Below are 18,652 nucleotides of genomic sequence, written 5' to 3' on the forward strand. Positions count from 1 at the left end.
CCTGGAGACCGGAAACGACAGCTTCCGCTTCAAAGCCAGTTCAGCCGCCGCAGCGCGCCAAAAGAAGGAGAACAATCACGCCTTGACCTCTGAATGACCCAAAAACCATAATCAAAGGTGGGTCAGTTCTCGATGGAAAACCTGGGTCACTTCTGGGTGGAAATTAACATGATGCGCGAGATCGTGTTGTCGGCAGCGGCCTTTTCGACGCGAACCTTGAGAACGCCATCGACATTGATGGACCCAGCATAAATGCTCTCGCCCTTGGCTTTGGCGCGCGGGACCGATTCTCCGGTGATGGGCGATTCGTCGAGGCTGGAAGTGCCTTGGACGATCTGTCCGTCGGCCGGCACTCGGTCGCCGGGCCGCACAAGAACAAGGTCGTTCACGCGCAAGGAAGTCGCCGGGACGCTGCGCTGAGCGCCGCTGGGATCAAGCAGAATTGCGGTCTTTGGCACCAGCGACGCAAGGGCCTTTATGCCAGCGCGAGCGCGTCCGGCTGCAACGCTTTCAAGCAACTCGCCGACCGCGAACAGGAACACCACCGCAGCCGCCTCTTCGGCCTCGCCGATCACCAAGGCGCCGATCGCGGCCACGCTCATCAGTGTCTCAATCGAGAATGGCGACCCTGACGTCGCGAGAGCAAACGCCTTGCGGGCGAACGGCAGGACGCCTGCGACGACGGCGAGTGCAAAGATCCACTCTGCATAGAGGGGGATAAACTGGGCGATGAGGTAGGCCGAGCCCATCAGCAGACCGAGGCCGATGACGTGCTTGCCCTTGCGAGTCTGCCACCAGCGTTGATTGCGCATGGCTGGCGCGGGCGCAACGTCCACGGCGACGTCGGACGAAGACGAAAGTTCGCGTGTGTTGGATACCCCGAAGCCGAGGCTCTTGATGGTCCTTTCGATGTCGGCAACCTTGGTGCCCGAGCCGGGAACCAAGTTGAGTTCAAGCATTTCGGTTGTGAAGTTCACGCGAATGTCGGAAACATCGGGCATTCTTGCAAGTGCGACTTCGATCTTGCCGACGCAACTCGCGCAATCCATGCCCTCGACCCGCATCGAGACATTGGGCGGAGATGTCGGATCTGTGCGCGAGACCGGCGTTTGCGCGAGCTGACCATGATCGTGGCCACCGCAGTCGCTGTGATCATGATGATGCGCATGGTGGTGATCGTGCCCATGATCATGCTCACCGGAGCAGCCGCTGTGGTCATGCCCGCTGTGCGCTTCGGAATGCCGGGCGGGCGTCGATGGAATGACGGCGGGCGGTAGCTCGGTCACATCGAAGCCGAGCGCGCGGATCTTCCTGGCGATGTCGTTCGACGTCGTTGTGCTGGCCGTATCGCGGGAAAGCTGCAGCGTCTCGGTGGCAAAATTGACGGTAACGTCAGTGATGCCTCCCAGACGGTTCAGTGCAGTCTCGATCTTGCCGACGCAACTTGCGCAATCCATGCCCTCGACGCGAAAGCCCAAGCGCTCACCGCCGCTAGGTGCTGAAAGTCCCGTTGTCATTCCGATCTCCTTTCTCACCACGCGGTGGGCGCGTGCGCAGGCCCCGCATGGCCACGAAAGGAGTCAATACCACGATTGAACAACTATTCAAGCGTATGTTGATAGTATCGGCTTTCGCGGTTTCAGATCACTCCTCGGCGTGATCCTCGGAGATGTGCGTCGCCATGTCGTGGAGAACCTGACGGACATGCTCGTCGGCGATCTCGTAAAAGATCTGCTTGGCCTGGCGCTCGCCCTTGACGAGACGGGCACCGCGCAGCAGGCGCAGATGATGGCTGACCAGGGATAGGGACAGGTCGATTTTCTCCGCGATCTCGCCGACCGAAATCGGACCGGGCATGCAGCTCAGGAGGATTTTCAGCCGTGAAGGATCGCCGAGAAGCCGGAAGGTTTCCGCCAGGATCGTCACCTCGTTCTGCGAGAGCGAGGAATGGTCGAGGTGGCTGCGTGTCTCTGTTGCGCTCGGGGTTGCGGCCTCGGCCTGCTTTTCGACCCGTAGTTTCGGTTTACCGGCAGTCATCAGCGATTTTCACCTGTGTCTTGAGGCGGTTCACGCCCGTTTGATGGCAACGTGTCGGCCACGTCGATTTGTCTCGTCCAATCTACCGGAAGGCTGCGCGATCTCAATGCGCAACAGGCCCGATACTTCCCGATCAGCGAGTCGGAGCGATCGTAGCCGGCACCACGTCAGTCTTCATCTGCTGATGTCGTCCTGCGCTTCGGAAATTTCGACCCCGGAGCAAGAACAGCCTTGACTTTACAAGCGCTGGAAGCCGCACGCTGACGGCAATCCACTCTTCCGGGAGGCCGTTTGACGGTCTGCCGGAAGCCAATCCACGTCTAAAGCAAGAAGGGCAAGGACATGCCAGAAGCCAACACGCCACACATCCTCATCTATACGACGCCGACCTGCCCGGACTGCCATGCACTCAAGCGTTGGCTGGCCCAGCAGGGTCTCGCCTATGAGGAGCGTGACCTGACCGACCCCAAGATCGCCGAGGAGGCAAAGGCACGCACGGGTGTCAGGGTCGCTCCTATTACAATCGTAGGGTCGGAAGTTTTCTACGGAACCTTCCCAAGCCAGAAGCCGGGACTCGTCAAGGCTCTAGGTTTGACCGGGAGTGCATGATGACGACCAGGTTCGTTGATATTCGGCAGGCACGGGTCAGTCTGGAGGTCCAGGAGGGACAAACCATCCTCGACGCAGCACTTGCCGCAGGCATACCTTATCCCCACGGCTGCCGTTCCGGCCGCTGCGGCTCGTGCAAGTCACGTCTGATCGAGGGCGAGGTGGAACTGCTCCAGCATTCTCGCTTCGCCCTCAGCGAGGAAGAGAAGGCCGACGGCCTGATCCTGGCATGCCGCGCGGTGCCGCAGACCGATGCGGCTGTCGCCTGGCTTGGCAGCGATGACGATGATGCGGTTGAGGCTCCTCGACGGGTGGAGGCCATCGTGTCCGGCCTCGATGACCTTACCCACGACATCAAACTGGTGCGAATCTCGCCTGTGGATGGCTCCCCGTTGCTCTTCACGGCCGGACAGTATGCCCAGGTCGGATTCGATGGTGTGCCCGCGCGCAGCTACTCCATGGCCAATCGTCACGGCGACGACAGCCTCGAATTTCACATTCGCAAGGTTCCGGGCGGCGTCACCTCGCAGCACGTCCATGAGGCACTGAAGGCCGGTGACAAGCTGACGCTCGAATTTCCACTAGGCTCCTCCTATCTGCGCCAGCATCATTCCGGCCCGATCCTGTGCATCGCCGGCGGTTCCGGTCTGGCGCCGATCAAGTCGATCGTGGAAACAGCCCTTGCGCACGGCATGAAGCAGCCGATCCATGTCTACTTCGGCGCACGCGGCGCGCGTGATCTCTATCTCGTCGAGCATTTCGAGACCCTGGCGGACCGCCACAACAATCTCAGCTTTACGGCTGTCTTGTCCGATACACAGGTAGCCCCCCATCGGCACGGGTTCGTGACCGACGCGGTGGCCGAGGATCTCGCGGACTTCGACGGGTGGAAAGCCTATGTCGCAGGCCCGCCCCCGATGGTTGATGCGGCGATGGCAATGGCATTTGCGCGCGGGCTGCGACCCGAGGACATGCACGCCGACGTTTTCTTCACGCCCGAAGGGCAGGAAGGCTAGTCGCCTCGTTCAATGAAATCAGGCGAGAGCCTGCGCTGCGAGGAATCGCGGCGCAGGCTTTTTTCATTCATTTCAGGCGGATATGCTGAGCTCGGTCATCATGCCGGTCTGGAGATGCGGCATATGATGGCAGTGCAGCATCCAGCGCGCCGCCTCTCCGGCGTCGAGCGCGACGGTCACCATGGCCATCGGAGGAACATAAACGGTGTCGCGCCGTGCCCCATCGAAGCGCTTGCCGTTGATGTCCACGACCTGGAAGACATGGCCGTGCAGATGCATCGGATGCCCCATCATCGACATATTGTGAAACATGATCTCGACCCGCTCGCCCGTCTTTGCAAGGAGGGGCTTGTGATCTCCCCAGACCTTGCCGTCGATGGTCCAGACATAGGGCTGCATCGAGCCGCCCAGCATAACCATGTGGCTGCGCTGTGGCGCACGCGAGGGAAGGCCGTCCGAGGCGCGCAGCTTCAGCTCTTGCGACAGGTCGATGTCGAACGCAGGCGCATCCGCTTCGCCAAGCGCCGGGATCTTCTCAATGGTCGCGCCGGGCGTGGCGAGGATCAACCCCGTGCGCTCCTTCGACCCCTCGCGCGACGCAAGCACGGGCCACGCCCCTTCACCGGCAAGCTCCAGATCCAGATCGAGGCGTTGGCCCATGGCGATACCGAAACGACTGCCTTCGAGGCCCGCGATGGCATGGCCGTCGACTGCCACGAGTCTCGCAGACAGCCCACCCGTATCGATCCAGAAAACAGTGGCCGAGGCGCCGTTGATCACCCGCAGCTTTACCCGTCCGCCCTTCTCGACCATGATGATCTCCGGGTCGGACAAGGTGCGGTCGTTGGTCAGGTAGGCGTCCCAATTGTAGTCATTCAGATCCATGGCCATGCCCTGCATCGAGGACATATCCATCTGCATGCCTGAATGGTCCATCGAGGCGCCGGGGGCGGCGTGGCCTCCCATGGCGCTCATATCGTGGCCGCCGCCGTGCCCGCCGGTGATCTCCTGCATGACCTCTTCGGGCGCCTTGAACGAGAAGTCATGGAGAAACATCACGACTTCCTGGCGGTCGGCCGCCACGTCTTCGGCGCTGCGCACGATCAGCGGCGCGGCGAGCAGGTTCATCTCCTGGAGCGGGATGTGCGCGTGCATCCAGTATGTGCCGGGGAGCGGCTCGTAGTCATAGGAGCGCGTTTCGTCGGGTTGCAGCATCGGCTGTGGCAGATCCGGGACGCCATCCTGCTCGTTGGGCGGGATCTGGCCATGCCAATGGATGAGGGTCGGAACATCCAGGCGATTGGTAAGACTGGCGCGAAAGCGTTGGCCTGGATTGAGAACCAATCCCTGTCCACTCGGGCCTTCCAAGCCGAAGACTGTGGCGGCGCGTCCATTGACGTCCAGCACCCGTGTCGCGGCGCTGAGCGATATGGCGTTTTGCGCCATGGCAAAGCGCGGTAGAGCTGCTGTGGACAACGTGGCAGCGCTTGCGGCAAGAAAGCCGCGTCGTGAAATAAGTGTCATTTTCGGTCTCCTGGGAGAACTATGCTCCCTCTGAGTTCAGATCGGCGTGCGCTTATGCAGCCACTGGTTTTCAGCGAGACTGGGATTGGGAGGGCGTTCATTCCGTTCGGGGCTGAGACCGGCGAGGTTCGTCGTCTCCGGTAGTGCCCAACGCGCCGAGGTAGGCTGAATCGCATTTCCGGGCTGGTCAGACACGAACCAAGAGCCCATGCCAGAGCATACGAAGTAGCAGAAGCCATCGCTTCCGGAACAGATTCGATCTTCCTGACATGCCTCGGGAGAGGAGTATGCGGTGCGATGCGGCGCTTCGTGTTTTGAGGCGATCGTTTGGGAGACGGTGGCCATGCGGGCGCCGTGCGCCGGCACAGCCAACGCCACCGTGACGAAGGAGAAGATCATCAGCACTGCGATGAACAGACGACGCATCGGCGTCAAAACTCCTTGTCAGACAACATTCCGCGCATCCTTGGCTGGATGAATCTTATATGTCGCAACCGCCGCCGCGCATCATTGCTGACGCACCGCGGCGGTTCCTACATATCAAAATCACTGGCCGCGCGCGGCGAGCCATTCCCGCATCATAGCGATCTCACCTTCTTGGGCCGAGATCACCTCCTCGGCGAGTTTGCGGACCTCGGGGTCAGTGCCGTATTGCAGCACGATCCGCGCCATGTCGATCGCGCCCTGGTGGTGCGGGATCATGCCGCGCATGAAGTCGATGTCGGCGTCGCCGGTGAAGTCGACTGTCATGTCGGCGTGCATACGGTTATTGGCTTCGATGTAAGCCTGCGTGGATGGGTTGTCGGAGGCCGGCATCGAATGCCCCGGCATGTCGTGGCCTTGCATGGTGGTATCCGTGTTCAGTTGGCTTTGTGCGATGGCGAGGCCGGCGCTGATGGCGAGTGCGCCGCCAATGAAAATCGGGGTCAGCTTGTGCATGATCTTGCTCCTGTTCACTTCACGGTCGCCGGATAGCCAGCCTCTTCGAGAACCTGCCGAAGGGCTGCCGGGGTTGCGGTCGTCTCGACCTTGACCATCCGCTGGGCGGGGTTGGTATCGATCTTGGCGGTCGGATCGACCGACTGGATCGCCTTGGTGACGGACTTGGCGCAACCGCCGCAGGTCATGCCTTCGATCTTGAGTTCCATGAGCTTTCTCCTTTGGGTTCGGTTCTCATGGTCCTCAAGTTGGGGTTTCCAACGATGGTAAGGTCAAGAGGAAACGAAAAGGAATTTTTACCCTTGACCTTCCCATCGTTGGAAGGAGCATATCAGTGTCCGAACTCGAATTCTGACTTAGAAAGGAGGCGGCAATGGATGCCCCTGTTCGAGCTGCGGACAAGATGAATGCAGCAATTTCCCTGCCTATCGAGGGCATGACCTGCGCATCCTGCGTCGGCCGTGTCGAGAGAGCCCTGAAGGCCGTCCCCGGCGTCGCCAACGCGGTCGTCAATCTGGCGACCGAGAAGGCCAGCATCACGACGAACGACACGGTTGATCGCATAGCGCTCGTCAAGGCGGTCGAAAATGCTGGCTATGAAGTGCCGGCCAGCTTCAGTGCGCCGAAAGCTGCCCTCCTTGAAGTGCCGATCGAAGGCATGACCTGCGCTTCTTGTGTGGGGCGGGTGGAAAAGGCCCTCAAGGCCATCCCCGGCGTTGCCAATGCCGTGGTCAACCTCGCTACCGAGAAAGCCAGCATCACGACGAGCGGCCCGGTGGACCGAGCGGTCGTCGTGAAGGCCGTGGAGGACGCAGGCTACGCGGTTTCGGCAAGTTTCACCGCGCCGGCGGCGGCTTCGCTTGAGGTCGCGATCGAGGGCATGACCTGCGCCTCCTGCGTGGGACGTGTCGAAAAGGCGCTCAAGGCCGTGCCGGGCGTCACCAACGCCGTCGTCAACCTCGCCACCGAGAAGGCCACCGTCCAGGGAACCGCCGATGCTGCGGCCATCGTCGCGGCAATCGCGAACGCGGGCTACGAGGCCAAGGTGATCGCGGCGGCGACCGGGGCGGGCCAGGCCGAGGTCGATGACCGCGCCGAGAAGAAGGAAGCCGAACGCCGTGAGCTGACCCGCGATTTCACCATCGCGGCGGTTCTGACCGCGCCGGTCTTCATCCTGGAGATGGGGTCGCACCTCATTCCGGGCGCGCACGACATGATCGCCGCGACCATCGGCATGCAGAACAGTTGGTATCTTCAGTTCGTGCTGACGACGCTGGTGCTGTTCGTGCCCGGCATCCGCTTCTACGACAAGGGCCTCCCGGCGCTCTGGCGGCTGGCTCCCGACATGAACTCGCTGGTCGCCGTCGGCTCGCTGGCCGCCTACCTCTATTCGCTGGTGGCGACCTTCGCGCCGGGCTTCCTGCCCGCTGGGACGGTGAACGTCTATTATGAAGCCGCCGCGGTTATCGTCACCCTGATCCTGCTCGGCCGGTTGCTCGAGGCCCGCGCCAAGGGGCGCACTTCGGAAGCGATCAAGCGGCTGGTCGGACTTCAGGCCAAGACCGCGCGTGTCCGCCGCGACGGCAAGACGGTCGATCTGCCGATCGATTCGGTGCTGTCCGGCGACATCGTGGAGGTCCGCCCCGGCGACCGTATCCCGGTCGATGGTGAAGTCATCGAGGGCGAAAGCTATGTCGACGAGTCGATGATCACCGGCGAACCGATCCCGGTGTCCAAGACGAGCGGCAGCGAGGTCGTGGCCGGAACCGTGAACCAGAAGGGCGCCTTCGCGATCCGGGCCACGGCGGTCGGCGGCAACACGGTGCTGTCGCAGATCATCCGCATGGTCGAGGAAGCACAAGGGTCGAAGCTGCCGATCCAGGCGCTGGTCGACAAGGTGACGATGTATTTCGTGCCGGCGGTCTTCGCCGTCGCCGCCCTCACCTTCGCTGCATGGCTCTATTTCGGCCCGTCGCCTGCGTTGACCTTCGCGCTGGTCAATGCCGTCGCCGTGCTGATCATCGCCTGCCCCTGCGCCATGGGTCTGGCAACGCCGACCTCGATCATGGTCGGCACCGGCCGGGGCGCGGAGCTGGGCGTGCTGTTCCGCAAGGGTGAAGCGTTGCAACTGCTGAAGGATGCCAAGGTGGTGGCCGTCGACAAGACCGGCACGCTGACCGAAGGCAAGCCGGCGCTGACCGACCTCGAACTGGCCGCCGGCTTCGACCGGACGACGGTGCTGGGCCTGGTCGCAGCCGTCGAAGCCAAGTCGGAACACCCGATTGCCCGCGCCATCGTGGATGCGGCCGAGGCGGAAGGCATTGCACTGCCCGCCGTGTCGGACTTCGAGTCGGTGACCGGCTTCGGCGTGAAGGCCGTGGTCGACGGCAAGCGCATCGAGATCGGCGCGGATCGCTACATGGTCGAGCTTGGCCATGACGTGGCGGGCTTCGCCCAGGTTGCCGAACGTCTGGGCAACGAGGGCAAGTCGCCGCTCTATGCGGCGATCGACGGCAAGCTGGCGACGATCATCGCCGTGGCCGACCCGATCAAGGAGACGACGCCGGCGGCGATCAAGGCGCTGCACGACCTCGGCCTGAAGGTCGCGATGATCACCGGCGACAACAAGCGCACGGCCAAGGCCATCGCGGCTCGCCTGGGCATCGACGAGGTGGTGGCGGAGGTGCTGCCGGACGGCAAGGTCGACTCGATCCGCCGGCTCAAGGCCGAGCATGGCAAGGTCGCCTTCGTCGGCGACGGCATCAACGACGCTCCGGCGCTGGCCGAGGCGGATGTGGGTCTCGCCATCGGCACGGGCACGGACATCGCCATCGAGGCGGCGGACGTGGTGCTGATGTCGGGCAGCCTGACCGGGGTGCCGAACGCCATCGCGCTGTCCAAGGCGACGATCGGCAATATCCGGCAGAACCTGTTCTGGGCCTTCGCCTACAACACGGCCCTGATCCCGGTCGCCGCGGGTGCGCTCTATCCGGCCTACGGCATCCTCTTGTCGCCGGTCTTTGCCGCCGGCGCCATGGCCCTGTCGAGCGTCTTCGTCCTCGGCAATGCGCTCCGGCTCAAGACCTTCAAGGTCCAGGGCTGATGAAACCAGACAGCCGATCCTATATTTAGGGTCGGCTGTCCTTACATATGGGAGATTGTTCATGAACATCGGACAGGCAGCAAAGGCATCGGGCGTTTCGGCCAAGATGATCCGCTACTACGAGCAGACAGGTCTCATCCCGGCTGCTGATCGGAAGGACTCCGGCTACCGCGATTATTCGGCTACCGATGTCCACATGCTGCGCTTCATCCGCCGCGCGCGCGACCTCGGTTTTTCGGTGGCCGAGATCGGCGACCTGCTCAACCTCTGGCGCGACGAGACGCGACAGAGCGCAGAAGTGAAGCGCTTGGCGCAGGGCCATATCGACGCGCTGGAGAGGAAGATCGCGGATATGCAGGACATGGCCCACACGCTCACCATGCTGGTGAACGCCTGCCAAGGGGATCATCGGCCGCATTGCCCGATCCTACAGCGCCTTGAGACCGATCAGGACGATGAAGATCTTTCGATCCGGCCTCGGTCCGGCGCGGTCAATCGCTCGCTGCAATAACCGCATGCCCAAGCAGCCTTTCGGCTGCGAGGGCGCAGAGCGAGGACCTGACCCGGTGCGTCCCCGCCAAAATGGCGGGGACATTGCGTTTCAGGCTTGCGGTTTGCGTGCCGCTTGCCAGAGCAACGGCACGAGGATCAAGGCGACCGGCGGAAACAATAGCCAGTTGATTGCCGCCCAGCCCGAGTTGTGCAGGACGCTGCCTGCCAGAAACGAGACGGCGGCGGTCGTGCCGAAGACCATGAAGTCGTTTGCGCCCTGCGCCTTGGCGCGCTCGCCCGGCGTATGGCAGTCTGTGACCATCGCCGTCGCTCCGATGAAGCTGAAATTCCAGCCGATGCCCATGATGGCCAGAGACCCCCAGAAATTGATTAGCTCAAGCCCGGCCAGCGCGACGATGGCCGAGACGGCGATGAGCAGCATCCCCGCCGCCGTCACACGCTCCTTGCCGAAGCGTGTCATGAGGCGGCCGGTGACGAAGCTCGGCGCGAACATCGCCAGTAGATGCCACTGGATTCCGAGTGCTGCGCTGTCGACCGAATGGCCGGTATTGACCATCGCGATCGGTGCGGCCGTCATGACGAAAGCCATGAGGCCGTAGGAGACGACGCCGGCCGCGACGGCAAGCATGTAGCGGGGCATCATCAGGATCTGGATCAGGGAACGGCCGGAGCTTTCCGACGCGGATTGCGAAGCGGATTGCGGCGTGCGCAGCATCAACAGAATCGGGATCGACAACAACGGAAGCGCCGCCTGGCTGAGGAAGCTGCCGACATAGGGGGTGCCGGGGAAGGAATCGCGTGTCCAGATGACGAGCTGCGGACCGATTACAGCCGCGATCAGCCCACCGACCATCACCCAGGAGATTGCTCGTGCCTTCAAAGCGCCTTCGGCAGCATCGGCGGCAGCGAAGCGATAGCTTTGGACGTAGGAACCGTAGAGACCGGCGGTAAAGCAGCCGACGCAGAACAGTAGGAACGACGATACGAAGATGCCAAACGCCGCGATGAGTCCCGCTGCGAGGCCGAACAACGCGCCGAACAGATAACCGCCACGGCGCCCCCAGGCGCGCATGACGAAGGCGGCGGGCAGCGTGCCGATTGCGAGGCCGAGACCGAAGAGACTGACCGGCAGCGTCACCCATGCGGGGTTGTCGGCAAGCTGCTGGCCGACCAGGCCGCCGAGCGACATGACGATCGGCGCGCTCGATCCTCCGAGCGCCTGCGCGGCAGTAAGGACGGTGATGTTGCGCCGGACAGTTACCGTATCGTCCATTGGACCTCCCACGATTATTTGCTTCGACGTTGACATGCCGGCAAAACTCTTGGGTTTTGCGGGAACCAAACTTTTGCTCTAACGTATATATACCCATACCGGGTAGGGGTAGCTGGATGTGCAACAAAAATTCCAAGCAGATCATCGCGTCGCTCAACCGGATCGCCGGGCAGGTTCGCGGTGTCGGCCAGATGGTCGAGGACGAGCGATACTGCATCGACATTCTCAACCAGATCCACGCGGTTAAAGCCGCGCTCTCCAAGGTGGAGAACCAGGTGTTGCGATCGCATGCCGCCTGCTGCGTCGAGGAGGCGATCGCATCGGGCGATGCAGACCTTCAGCGCGCCAAGTTCAATGAACTGGTGGAGGTGTTCGCGAAAGCGAAACTTTAGATCGAAGGGATCAGACTATGGCGACCCATGCAGCCAAACGCGCCGAACTTCATAGAATGGTGATGGAAAACCATACCTGCCCCTACGGGTTGAAAGCGCTCGATCTGCTCAAGCGGGAAGGCTACGAGGTCGACGATCACCATCTGACGACCCGCGCGGAGACGGACGCCTTCAAGGCAAAGCATGATGTTCAATCGACGCCGCAGACCTTCATAGGCGGCAAGCGGATCGGCGGTTACGATGATCTCGTCCGGTTCTTCGGCGGCAAGGTCGAGGACAAGGATGCCGTTACCTACAAGCCGGTGATCGCGCTGTTCGCGATGGCTGCCCTAATGGCTTTGGCCGCGAGTTGGGCGGCGTTCGGGAACCTCGCGACGGTCCAAGCCGCCGAATGGCTCATCGCCATCGCGATGTGCCTTCTTGCCCTTCAGAAACTGAAGGACGTGGAAGGCTTCGCGACCATGTTCCTGAACTACGACCTTCTGGCGCAGCGATGGGTCCGATATGCCTACATCTATCCCTTCGCGGAGGCGCTCGCCGGCGTCCTGATGATCTCCGGTGCCCTGATGTGGGTGTCGATCCCCGTCGCGCTGTTCATCGGCGGCATCGGCGCGGTCTCGGTGTTCAAGGCGGTCTATATCGACAGGCGCGAGCTGAAATGCGCCTGCGTCGGTGGCGACAGCAACGTGCCGCTCGGCTTCGTGTCGCTCACCGAGAACCTCATGATGATCGGCATGGCGGTCTGGATGATCTTCAAGCCGATGGGCATTGGACACTGACAACCGCGAAAGGACGATCAAATGGCGAGCGACCACACGGCTCATGGCGGGCATTCGGGGAATAGCCACGGCTCCCATGGCCGTCCCTATCTGATGTTCTGGATCAACATGATCCTCGGCCTCATCGTGATGTATGTCGTGATGTTTTCGATGATCGACGGCTGGGGCGACTTCCGGAACAATCTGAACATGCTTTACATGGCGATAACCATGTGGGCGCCGATGGGCATCTTCATGCTGGCGACGATGCCGGGCATGTTTCCGAACCGCAGCGTGAATATTGTCCTCTATGTGCTTTTTGTCGTCCTTACCCTGGGATCATTTTGGGCGACTCGATCCCAAGCCATGATCGATGACCGCCAGTTTATCGACTCGATGATTCCGCATCACTCGGGAGCCATCTTGATGTGCAGAGAGGCCAACCTGTCGGACGCCGAGCTTCTGGCGTTGTGTGAAGAGATTGAGGTCGCCCAGCGTCGCGAGATCGAGCAAATGCAGGCGATTGCTGGCCGGCTGAACGATTAGTCGGGGCTTGGTTCGCATGCGGTGGCAACCTGCATGCGGGGAGATAAGGGAAGCGGAGGCTTACTATGGTTCACGACCATAACCATCATCAAGGCGCCGCCCATGCCCATAACAAGGGGCACGGTGGCGGATCGGGCCATCACACCGCGACTGCGGAGGCAAGCGATACTGTGAAGGACCCCGTTTGTGGGATGTCCGTGGACCCCACAACGGCTAAGCACCGAGCCCAATACCAGGGCGCGACGTATTATTTCTGCTCCGAGAACTGCCAGACCAAGTTCATGGCCGATCCGGGCAAATATGTTGGACCATCGGAACCGACCCAGGCAGCGGTAGTGCCGGAGGGCACGATCTTTACCTGTCCGATGCACCCCCAGATCCGTCAGGTCGGTCCAGGATCATGCCCGATCTGCGGGATGGCGCTGGAACCCGAAATGCCGACGGCCGAAACCGGACCCAGTGCGGAACTGGTCAACATGACTCGACGGTTCTGGGTGGGTGCCGCCCTTTCTGTTCCGGTGGTCTTCCTTGGGATGGGCAGCGAACTTTTCGGCCTGCATCGTTACATTCCTGGCCAGATCAACAACTGGCTGCAACTCATACTGGCGACGCCGGTGGTGCTGTGGGCAGGCTGGCCGTTCTTTCAGCGCGGCTGGGCGTCCGTGGTGAACCGATCGCTCAATATGTTCACGCTCATCGCGATGGGCGTAGGCGTTGCCTGGATTTACTCCGTGGTGGCAACGCTCGCCCCCGACCTGTTCCCGGAAACGGCGCGGATGATGGGAGACACCGTTGCGGTTTACTTCGAGGCGGCCGCGGTGATCACGGTGCTGGCGCTGCTCGGCCAAGTGCTGGAGCTACGCGCGCGCGAACAGACCTCGGGCGCGATACGCGCGCTTCTTGACCTGGCTCCGAAGACAGCCCGACGTATCCGGCCAGATGGCACCGACGAGGAGGTGGCGGTCGAGCATATTGCCGTCGGCGACAAGCTTCGTGTTCGCATGGGCGAGAAAGTTCCGGTGGACGGGACGGTGCTGGAGGGGCGTTCGGCCGTCGATGAATCGATGATTACCGGCGAATCGATGCCGGTCACGAAAGAGCCGGGTGCAAAGCTCATCGCAGGGACCATCAATCAATCTGGCGCTCTGGTCATGGATGCGGCTCGCATTGGTCGCGATACCATGCTTTCGCAGATCGTCCAGATGGTGGCGCAGGCGCAGCGGTCCCGCGCCCCGATCCAGCGCTTAGCAGACCAGGTGTCCGGCTGGTTCGTTCCACTGGTCATCGTTATCGCCTTGATCGCTTTTGTGGCCTGGACCCTTTTTGGCCCGGAACCCCGGTTGAGTTACGGCCTGATTGCGGCTGTTTCTGTTCTCATCATCGCCTGCCCATGCGCCCTTGGCCTTGCAACGCCGATGTCGATCATGGTTGGCGTCGGCAAAGGCGCCAATCTCGGATTGCTGATCAAGAACGCCGAGGCGCTCGAAAGGCTGGAGAAGATCGATACCCTCGTGGTCGACAAGACCGGCACGCTTACGGAGGGGAAACCGGCCGTCACGGCCATCGTTCCGGTCGATGGGCGGAGCGAGACGGAACTTCTTCAAGCCGCGGCGAGCCTTGAACGTGCGAGCGAACATCCGATTGCACAGGCTATTGTCCGTGCCGCGGTGGAGAAGCAGCTCGCACTGTCGGAACCCTCGGACGTCGACTCTCCTGTCGGTCGGGGAGTCTTGGGAACCGTCGCCGGTCAGCGCGTGCTGATCGGTAGCGCCAAGTTTTTGGAGCTGGAAGGCGTTCAGCCGGGCGCAGCGGCGATCGAGGCGGACGTCATTCGCTCACGCGGGGCCACCGCCGTCTTGGTCGCCATCGACGGCCGGCCCGTCGGCGCCATCGGCGTGGCCGATCCCATACGATCCACTACGCCGGCAGCGCTGGAAGCCCTCCGAAAGGACGGCATCCGCGTGGTCATGATGACTGGTGACAATAAGCTCACGGCTCAGGCGGTGGCAAAAGAGCTGGGCATCGCCGATGTGGAGGCCGAGGTGCTTCCAGAACGCAAGAGCGAGGTTGTTACACGTCTTCGCAAGGAAGGCCGTATCGTCGCCATGGCGGGCGATGGGGTGAATGACGCCCCAGCGCTTGCGGCTGCCGATGTCGGCATAGCGATGGGCGGAGGAACGGATGTCGCCATGGAATCCGCGGGAGTCACGCTGCTAGGCGGTGACCTATTGGGGATCGTGAAGGCGCGTCGCCTGTCGGGAGCGACAATGCGCAATATCCGGCAGAACCTGTTCTTCGCATTCTTCTACAACTCGGCAGGCGTGCCGGTGGCGGCCGGGTTACTGTATCCCGTGATGGGGCTGCTGTTGTCACCGGCGCTTGCCGCACTGGCCATGGCGCTCTCTTCGGTCAGCGTCATTGCCAACGCTTTGCGATTGAGAACTACCAAGATCGACATTTAGTGTCACAGGCCAGCGAAGGGCTGCTCAAGAACGAGGACCGATGATGTCGCGTTTTGGGTCGCCTTCCCTTTCCTCACGCGCATGCGAGAGCATGTCGAGCAGAACGTCACCGACATGCCTGTCGGTGACCTCGTAGAACATTTGCTTCGAGTGGCGAACACGGGTCACCAGGCGCGCGCCACGAAGAAGACGCAGGTGATGGCTGACGAGCGACTGCGAAAGCTCCAGCGCCTCGGAAATATCGGTCACGGATTTCGGACCGTCTTCGCAGTGCAGGAGAATCTTCAGCCTGCTGGGATCACCCAGCAGGCGGAAGGTTTCAGCGAGAAAGTTCAACTCTTGGGACGAAGGGGCTTCTGCGATATTCATGTCGAACCTTCCCGATCAACTGAGTGAACCATCAGGCGCGACCGATCAGTGCGAATGACCCGCATGGGATAGCGCCGCGGTGTTCGGCTCCTCCAAGGTGCAACTGGCTACTCCGTCCCAGTCGATGCCGATCGTCGGGTGTTCGATTTTGAACTTCGTTTTCAGTTCGGCCTCGACCTGTTTCATGACGCTGCGAACATCGACGCCTTCCATCGGCTGCACCTGAAGCGTCGCCAGCACACGACCGGAGGTCAGCGACCAGACATGGATATGGTTGACGCTCTGGATACCAGGAACAGTCTTGAGAAGATGCTCGGAGATCTTGTCGGCGCCGGCGTTGTCAGGTGCGCCTTCGAGCAGGATATGCAGAGTGTTCTTGAGCAGGCTCCATGCACTGCGCAGGATCAGCAGAGACACGAATACCGACAGGATGGGGTCGATAGGAGTCCAACCCGTATACCAGATGACGACAGCGGCGACGATCGCACCCACCGAGCCGAGCAGGTCGCCCATGACGTGCAGGACAGCGCCCTTGACGTTGACGTGTTCGGAATCTCCGCGCGTCAGATACCAAAGCACGAAGAGGTTCACGAGCATGCCGATGATGGCTACGACGAACATCGAACCAGCGAGGACCGGCTGGGGCTCCTGGAACCGTTCGATAGCCTCATAGACGATAAAGCCGACGATGCCGAACAACGTAAGAGCGTTGACCAGGCCGGCGATCACCTCGAAGCGGGCATAGCCGAAGGTGCGCTGGCCGTCCGCGGCCCGCCGACCGAGGCGGAAGGCGACATAGGCGAGGCCGAGCGCGATTGCGTCGGTCAGCATGTGGCCGGCATCGGCAAGCAGCGCGAGCGAGCCCGAGATCACGCCGCCGACGGCCTCCACGATCATGAAGGTGAAGATGATGAAAAAGGAAATGAGGATTTTGCGCTCGTTGTCCTTCGTGACTGTCGGGACATGCGAGTGGTCATGATCGTGATCGTGACCATGATCGTGGCCGCCGCCGTGGTTATGGTCGTGCTTGGAGTGGTCGTGACCGTCATGGTCGCTGTGGGAGTGTGATGAGTTTGCCATTGCTCGTTTCCGGTTGCATCAAGTCAACACTTGAATAGTTGTTCAAGTGTATGCTTGTCAACCAGCCGTGCGAATTTTTTTGCCATCTGCCCGAAGCCTCTAGGACCGACGGGTCGTGACGGCGCACAGGGCAATGCCGACGCCTTCGACGTTGAAGATCTGGCTGATCCTAGAAATCAAAATGGGCAGCCCGAGGACTGCCCATTTTGACACTGCAATGAACCGGGGGACACCTACGGGAGCAGCTTGACGCTCATGATCAGTGGGCAGGAGGTAGCATCAGGCGGCTGCCGGGGCGCCTTCGGCCGGATAGCCCGCCTCGGTGAGAACGGCACGCAGGTCCGCCTCGGTCGCGGATGATTCAACACGGACCTCACGCTTGGGCGGATCAGTCTCGATCTTCGCGGCGGCATCGACGATTTGCAGCGCCTTGGTTACCGACTTGGCGCAACCGCCGCATGTCATGTTGGGAACGGTGAAGAGATACATGGAGGGCTCCTTGATTTGAGTCCTCTGGAAAATGGGGCTTTCCACCGTTGGAAGGTCAAGGGGCAAAATTCAGAAAACTTTCTGCTTGACCTTGCCACCGTTGTAAGCCGCAAGCATCCGTCATGCCACGACCGCAATCCTCAAGCGCCACGGGCTCGTTTTGAGACTTCGGCATCTTGACCTGGCGGTGGCATCGCCTCTCTCGATTATCTTCCTCTTTCATACAAATATTGAACAGTTGTTTATGTGTTCAAATGTTGTATGATCTGGCTATGACCCGCTACGCGCGATACGTCTCGTCATCGCGTGAATGCTCGACAATCGGAGAGGGACAGTTGGCTTGCCTATGGTCCGAGAGCATATGATCCGGACGGCGGCCCTCGGATGAAGGAGACCGCCAAGTTCCCTGACTCCATCGAGCTTCGTCACCTTCGCTACTTCATAGCCGCTGCCGAACATGGCAGCTTCCGAAAGGCAGGGAGTTCGTTAGGACTATCGCAATCGGCAATCAGCCGTTGCATCGCCGATCTCGAAGACAGGATGGGCGCGTCCCTTTTTCACCGGCACGCATGGGGCGTGTCGCAGACCTTTGCGGGGCAGCGTTTCCTTCATCGCGCGCGTCGGGCTATCAAGACGATAGACGAAGGCGCTCACGAAGTTGCCGCCGCAGGACGATCCGAGCAGGGACGAGTGCGGATCGGCATCTATTCGTCCATCGCTTCGGGCTTTTTGACAAAGCTGCTGGCAAGCTATGGTCGGTCTCATAAAGACGTCAGGATCGAACTGATCGACGGCGATCCTGCCGAACACGTCGCGGCCATCCGCCAGTTCCGCCTCGACGTCGCCTTCCTGACCGGCGACCGGGAATGGCCTGGATGCGACCGGGCGCCTCTGTGGTCCGAGCGGGTTTTCGTTGTGCTGCCCGATCTCCACCCCCTGGCGGCTTTGGACGAGGTGATGTGGGGAGATCTCGCCGATGAGCCCTTCATCGTCAGCGAAGCCGCGCCGGGCCAGGAGATCCATGACCATCTGGTGCGGGAGTTGGCGGACCTCGGCCGGCATCCCGAGATCCAGGTTCAATCGGTCGGTCGGGATAACCTGCTGCCGCTGGTGGCGATCGGCCAGGGTCTGACGCTAGTGAGCGAGGCCATGACGGTGGCCGCGCTTCCAGGCATCACATACCGACCCATCGCCGCCGAGGTGCTTCCATTTTCGGCGGTCTGGTCCCCGGCGAACGACAATCCCGCGTTCCGCAGGTTGCTCTCCATGGCAAAGGCGGCGTCTGCCAAGGCTATGAGGCTCAAGCAAGCGGCTTCGCAGATTGGGGCGAGCGACGTGCTTTTGCGAAGCCGCGATCTGTCGCAATAAATCGCTCCAGCATCGGCACAATGAGCCTGACGGGATCGGCGACGGGCTGGCCGCTCTCGCGGGCCAGCACCTCGGCATAGGCGACCAGATCGCGGTGAAGCGGCGCGGGCAGCTCCACCGTCACCTTGACGGGCTTGTCGTCGGGCAGCGGGCCGAGTCTCAGCTTGGTCATGA

At 61.6% G+C, this 18,652-nt stretch carries 20 protein-coding genes; 9 read left to right on the plus strand and 11 right to left on the minus strand.

Annotated elements, in window-relative coordinates:
• Positions 1–146 precede the first annotated feature (146 nt).
• Both CHB77_RS17085 and CHB77_RS17090 read right to left on the minus strand, forming a co-directional pair.
• On the minus strand, positions 147–1,517 hold the full coding sequence (locus tag CHB77_RS17085; RefSeq protein WP_207303073.1) for a cation transporter: 1,371 nt from the start codon (positions 1,515–1,517) through the stop codon (positions 147–149).
• A gap of 127 nt (positions 1,518–1,644) precedes the next feature.
• The gene (locus CHB77_RS17090; RefSeq protein ID WP_080620527.1) at positions 1,645–2,037 is read right to left on the minus strand and encodes an ArsR/SmtB family transcription factor; all 393 of its coding nucleotides are present in this window, start codon (positions 2,035–2,037) and stop codon (positions 1,645–1,647) included.
• A 342-nt stretch (positions 2,038–2,379) separates the two neighbouring features.
• Here CHB77_RS17090 and CHB77_RS17095 point away from each other — a divergent pair, with 342 nt between their 5' ends.
• Together CHB77_RS17095 and CHB77_RS17100 are read left to right on the plus strand one after the other, a co-directional pair.
• A complete protein-coding gene (locus CHB77_RS17095; RefSeq protein WP_080620526.1) occupies positions 2,380–2,646 on the plus strand; it encodes a glutaredoxin family protein in 267 nt (88 codons plus the stop codon).
• Positions 2,643–3,662, plus strand: a complete 1,020-nt coding sequence (locus CHB77_RS17100; RefSeq protein WP_240542509.1) for a 2Fe-2S iron-sulfur cluster-binding protein — start codon at positions 2,643–2,645, stop codon at positions 3,660–3,662. The genes CHB77_RS17095 and CHB77_RS17100 overlap by 4 nt, the downstream gene beginning before the upstream one ends.
• 72 nt (positions 3,663–3,734) lie before the next feature.
• On the opposite strand, the gene CHB77_RS17105 is transcribed toward CHB77_RS17100, so the two are convergent.
• The 4 genes from CHB77_RS17105 to CHB77_RS17115 all read right to left on the minus strand — a co-directional run bounded on the left by CHB77_RS17105 (position 3,735) and on the right by CHB77_RS17115 (position 6,334).
• Entirely contained in the window at positions 3,735–5,186 is a 1,452-nt protein-coding gene (locus CHB77_RS17105; RefSeq protein ID WP_080620525.1) for a multicopper oxidase family protein, read from the minus strand.
• 36 nt (positions 5,187–5,222) lie between these two features.
• Positions 5,223–5,612: a hypothetical protein gene (locus CHB77_RS18195; RefSeq protein ID WP_127898013.1), complete on the minus strand. Its 390-nt coding sequence runs from the start codon at positions 5,610–5,612 to the stop codon at positions 5,223–5,225.
• Positions 5,613–5,732: 120 nt separating this feature from the next.
• Entirely contained in the window at positions 5,733–6,125 is a 393-nt protein-coding gene (copM, locus tag CHB77_RS17110; protein WP_080620524.1) for a CopM family metallochaperone, read from the minus strand.
• Positions 6,126–6,139: 14 nt separating this feature from the next.
• Positions 6,140–6,334 (minus strand): heavy-metal-associated domain-containing protein, encoded by a 195-nt coding sequence (locus tag CHB77_RS17115; RefSeq protein ID WP_080620523.1) that lies wholly within the window; start codon positions 6,332–6,334, stop codon positions 6,140–6,142.
• A gap of 164 nt (positions 6,335–6,498) precedes the next feature.
• Here CHB77_RS17115 and CHB77_RS17120 point away from each other — a divergent pair, with 164 nt between their 5' ends.
• A complete protein-coding gene (locus tag CHB77_RS17120; RefSeq protein ID WP_226341156.1) occupies positions 6,499–9,228 on the plus strand; it encodes a heavy metal translocating P-type ATPase in 2,730 nt (909 codons plus the stop codon).
• 61 nt (positions 9,229–9,289) lie between these two features.
• Positions 9,290–9,739 (plus strand): Cu(I)-responsive transcriptional regulator, encoded by a 450-nt coding sequence (gene cueR, locus CHB77_RS17125; protein ID WP_080620522.1) that lies wholly within the window; start codon positions 9,290–9,292, stop codon positions 9,737–9,739.
• Positions 9,740–9,829: 90 nt separating this feature from the next.
• Here the strand turns inward: cueR and CHB77_RS17130 are convergent, their stop codons facing one another.
• The gene (locus tag CHB77_RS17130) at positions 9,830–11,014 is read right to left on the minus strand and encodes an MFS transporter (RefSeq protein ID WP_080622749.1); all 1,185 of its coding nucleotides are present in this window, start codon (positions 11,012–11,014) and stop codon (positions 9,830–9,832) included.
• A gap of 116 nt (positions 11,015–11,130) precedes the next feature.
• Between CHB77_RS17130 and CHB77_RS17135 the strand changes: the two genes are divergently transcribed.
• The 4 genes from CHB77_RS17135 to CHB77_RS17150 all read left to right on the plus strand — a co-directional run bounded on the left by CHB77_RS17135 (position 11,131) and on the right by CHB77_RS17150 (position 15,172).
• Positions 11,131–11,406 carry a metal-sensitive transcriptional regulator gene (locus CHB77_RS17135; RefSeq protein WP_064790834.1) on the plus strand — a complete coding sequence of 92 codons (276 nt, stop codon included), beginning with the start codon at positions 11,131–11,133 and terminating at the stop codon, positions 11,404–11,406.
• A 17-nt stretch (positions 11,407–11,423) separates the two neighbouring features.
• Positions 11,424–12,185 carry a MauE/DoxX family redox-associated membrane protein gene (locus CHB77_RS17140; protein WP_080620521.1) on the plus strand — a complete coding sequence of 254 codons (762 nt, stop codon included), beginning with the start codon at positions 11,424–11,426 and terminating at the stop codon, positions 12,183–12,185.
• 21 nt (positions 12,186–12,206) lie between these two features.
• Positions 12,207–12,710 carry a DUF305 domain-containing protein gene (locus CHB77_RS17145; protein ID WP_080620520.1) on the plus strand — a complete coding sequence of 168 codons (504 nt, stop codon included), beginning with the start codon at positions 12,207–12,209 and terminating at the stop codon, positions 12,708–12,710.
• 65 nt (positions 12,711–12,775) lie between these two features.
• Positions 12,776–15,172: a heavy metal translocating P-type ATPase gene (locus CHB77_RS17150; RefSeq protein WP_089389385.1), complete on the plus strand. Its 2,397-nt coding sequence runs from the start codon at positions 12,776–12,778 to the stop codon at positions 15,170–15,172.
• A 24-nt stretch (positions 15,173–15,196) separates the two neighbouring features.
• Here the strand turns inward: CHB77_RS17150 and CHB77_RS17155 are convergent, their stop codons facing one another.
• The 3 genes from CHB77_RS17155 to CHB77_RS17165 form a co-directional block, all read right to left on the minus strand.
• Positions 15,197–15,541: an ArsR/SmtB family transcription factor gene (locus CHB77_RS17155; protein ID WP_080620518.1), complete on the minus strand. Its 345-nt coding sequence runs from the start codon at positions 15,539–15,541 to the stop codon at positions 15,197–15,199.
• A 45-nt stretch (positions 15,542–15,586) separates the two neighbouring features.
• Positions 15,587–16,621 (minus strand): cation diffusion facilitator family transporter, encoded by a 1,035-nt coding sequence (locus CHB77_RS17160; protein WP_080620517.1) that lies wholly within the window; start codon positions 16,619–16,621, stop codon positions 15,587–15,589.
• A gap of 279 nt (positions 16,622–16,900) precedes the next feature.
• A complete protein-coding gene (locus CHB77_RS17165; RefSeq protein ID WP_080620516.1) occupies positions 16,901–17,110 on the minus strand; it encodes a heavy-metal-associated domain-containing protein in 210 nt (69 codons plus the stop codon).
• A 384-nt stretch (positions 17,111–17,494) separates the two neighbouring features.
• Between CHB77_RS17165 and CHB77_RS17170 the strand changes: the two genes are divergently transcribed.
• The gene (locus CHB77_RS17170; RefSeq protein WP_080620515.1) at positions 17,495–18,478 is read left to right on the plus strand and encodes a LysR family transcriptional regulator; all 984 of its coding nucleotides are present in this window, start codon (positions 17,495–17,497) and stop codon (positions 18,476–18,478) included.
• Here the strand turns inward: CHB77_RS17170 and CHB77_RS17175 are convergent.
• On the minus strand, positions 18,411–18,650 hold the full coding sequence (locus tag CHB77_RS17175; protein WP_080620514.1) for a DUF2274 domain-containing protein: 240 nt from the start codon (positions 18,648–18,650) through the stop codon (positions 18,411–18,413). The two genes, CHB77_RS17170 and CHB77_RS17175, sit on opposite strands and share 68 nt — an antisense overlap.
• Positions 18,651–18,652: the final 2 nt, after the last annotated feature.

Source organism: Paracoccus sediminis (assembly GCF_900188295.1).
Classification (GTDB): Bacteria; Pseudomonadota; Alphaproteobacteria; order Rhodobacterales; family Rhodobacteraceae; genus Paracoccus; species Paracoccus sediminis.

Excerpts from the sequence above, each read along its gene's own strand:
- CHB77_RS17085 (WP_207303073.1), bottom strand. The coding sequence starts at position 1,517 with ATGACAACGGGACTTTCAGCACCTAGCGGCGGTGAGCGCTTGGGCTTT.
- CHB77_RS17090 (WP_080620527.1), bottom strand. The coding sequence starts at position 2,037 with ATGACTGCCGGTAAACCGAAACTACGGGTCGAAAAGCAGGCCGAGGCC.
- CHB77_RS17095 (WP_080620526.1), top strand. The coding sequence starts at position 2,380 with ATGCCAGAAGCCAACACGCCACACATCCTCATCTATACGACGCCGACC.
- CHB77_RS17100 (WP_240542509.1), top strand. The coding sequence starts at position 2,643 with ATGATGACGACCAGGTTCGTTGATATTCGGCAGGCACGGGTCAGTCTG.
- CHB77_RS17105 (WP_080620525.1), bottom strand. The coding sequence starts at position 5,186 with ATGACACTTATTTCACGACGCGGCTTTCTTGCCGCAAGCGCTGCCACG.
- CHB77_RS18195 (WP_127898013.1), bottom strand. The coding sequence starts at position 5,612 with ATGCGTCGTCTGTTCATCGCAGTGCTGATGATCTTCTCCTTCGTCACG.
- copM (WP_080620524.1), bottom strand. The coding sequence starts at position 6,125 with ATGCACAAGCTGACCCCGATTTTCATTGGCGGCGCACTCGCCATCAGC.
- CHB77_RS17115 (WP_080620523.1), bottom strand. The coding sequence starts at position 6,334 with ATGGAACTCAAGATCGAAGGCATGACCTGCGGCGGTTGCGCCAAGTCC.
- CHB77_RS17120 (WP_226341156.1), top strand. The coding sequence starts at position 6,499 with ATGGATGCCCCTGTTCGAGCTGCGGACAAGATGAATGCAGCAATTTCC.
- cueR (WP_080620522.1), top strand. The coding sequence starts at position 9,290 with ATGAACATCGGACAGGCAGCAAAGGCATCGGGCGTTTCGGCCAAGATG.
- CHB77_RS17130 (WP_080622749.1), bottom strand. The coding sequence starts at position 11,014 with ATGGACGATACGGTAACTGTCCGGCGCAACATCACCGTCCTTACTGCC.
- CHB77_RS17135 (WP_064790834.1), top strand. The coding sequence starts at position 11,131 with ATGTGCAACAAAAATTCCAAGCAGATCATCGCGTCGCTCAACCGGATC.
- CHB77_RS17140 (WP_080620521.1), top strand. The coding sequence starts at position 11,424 with ATGGCGACCCATGCAGCCAAACGCGCCGAACTTCATAGAATGGTGATG.
- CHB77_RS17145 (WP_080620520.1), top strand. The coding sequence starts at position 12,207 with ATGGCGAGCGACCACACGGCTCATGGCGGGCATTCGGGGAATAGCCAC.
- CHB77_RS17150 (WP_089389385.1), top strand. The coding sequence starts at position 12,776 with ATGGTTCACGACCATAACCATCATCAAGGCGCCGCCCATGCCCATAAC.
- CHB77_RS17155 (WP_080620518.1), bottom strand. The coding sequence starts at position 15,541 with ATGAATATCGCAGAAGCCCCTTCGTCCCAAGAGTTGAACTTTCTCGCT.
- CHB77_RS17160 (WP_080620517.1), bottom strand. The coding sequence starts at position 16,621 with ATGGCAAACTCATCACACTCCCACAGCGACCATGACGGTCACGACCAC.
- CHB77_RS17165 (WP_080620516.1), bottom strand. The coding sequence starts at position 17,110 with ATGTATCTCTTCACCGTTCCCAACATGACATGCGGCGGTTGCGCCAAG.
- CHB77_RS17170 (WP_080620515.1), top strand. The coding sequence starts at position 17,495 with ATGAAGGAGACCGCCAAGTTCCCTGACTCCATCGAGCTTCGTCACCTT.
- CHB77_RS17175 (WP_080620514.1), bottom strand. The coding sequence starts at position 18,650 with ATGACCAAGCTGAGACTCGGCCCGCTGCCCGACGACAAGCCCGTCAAG.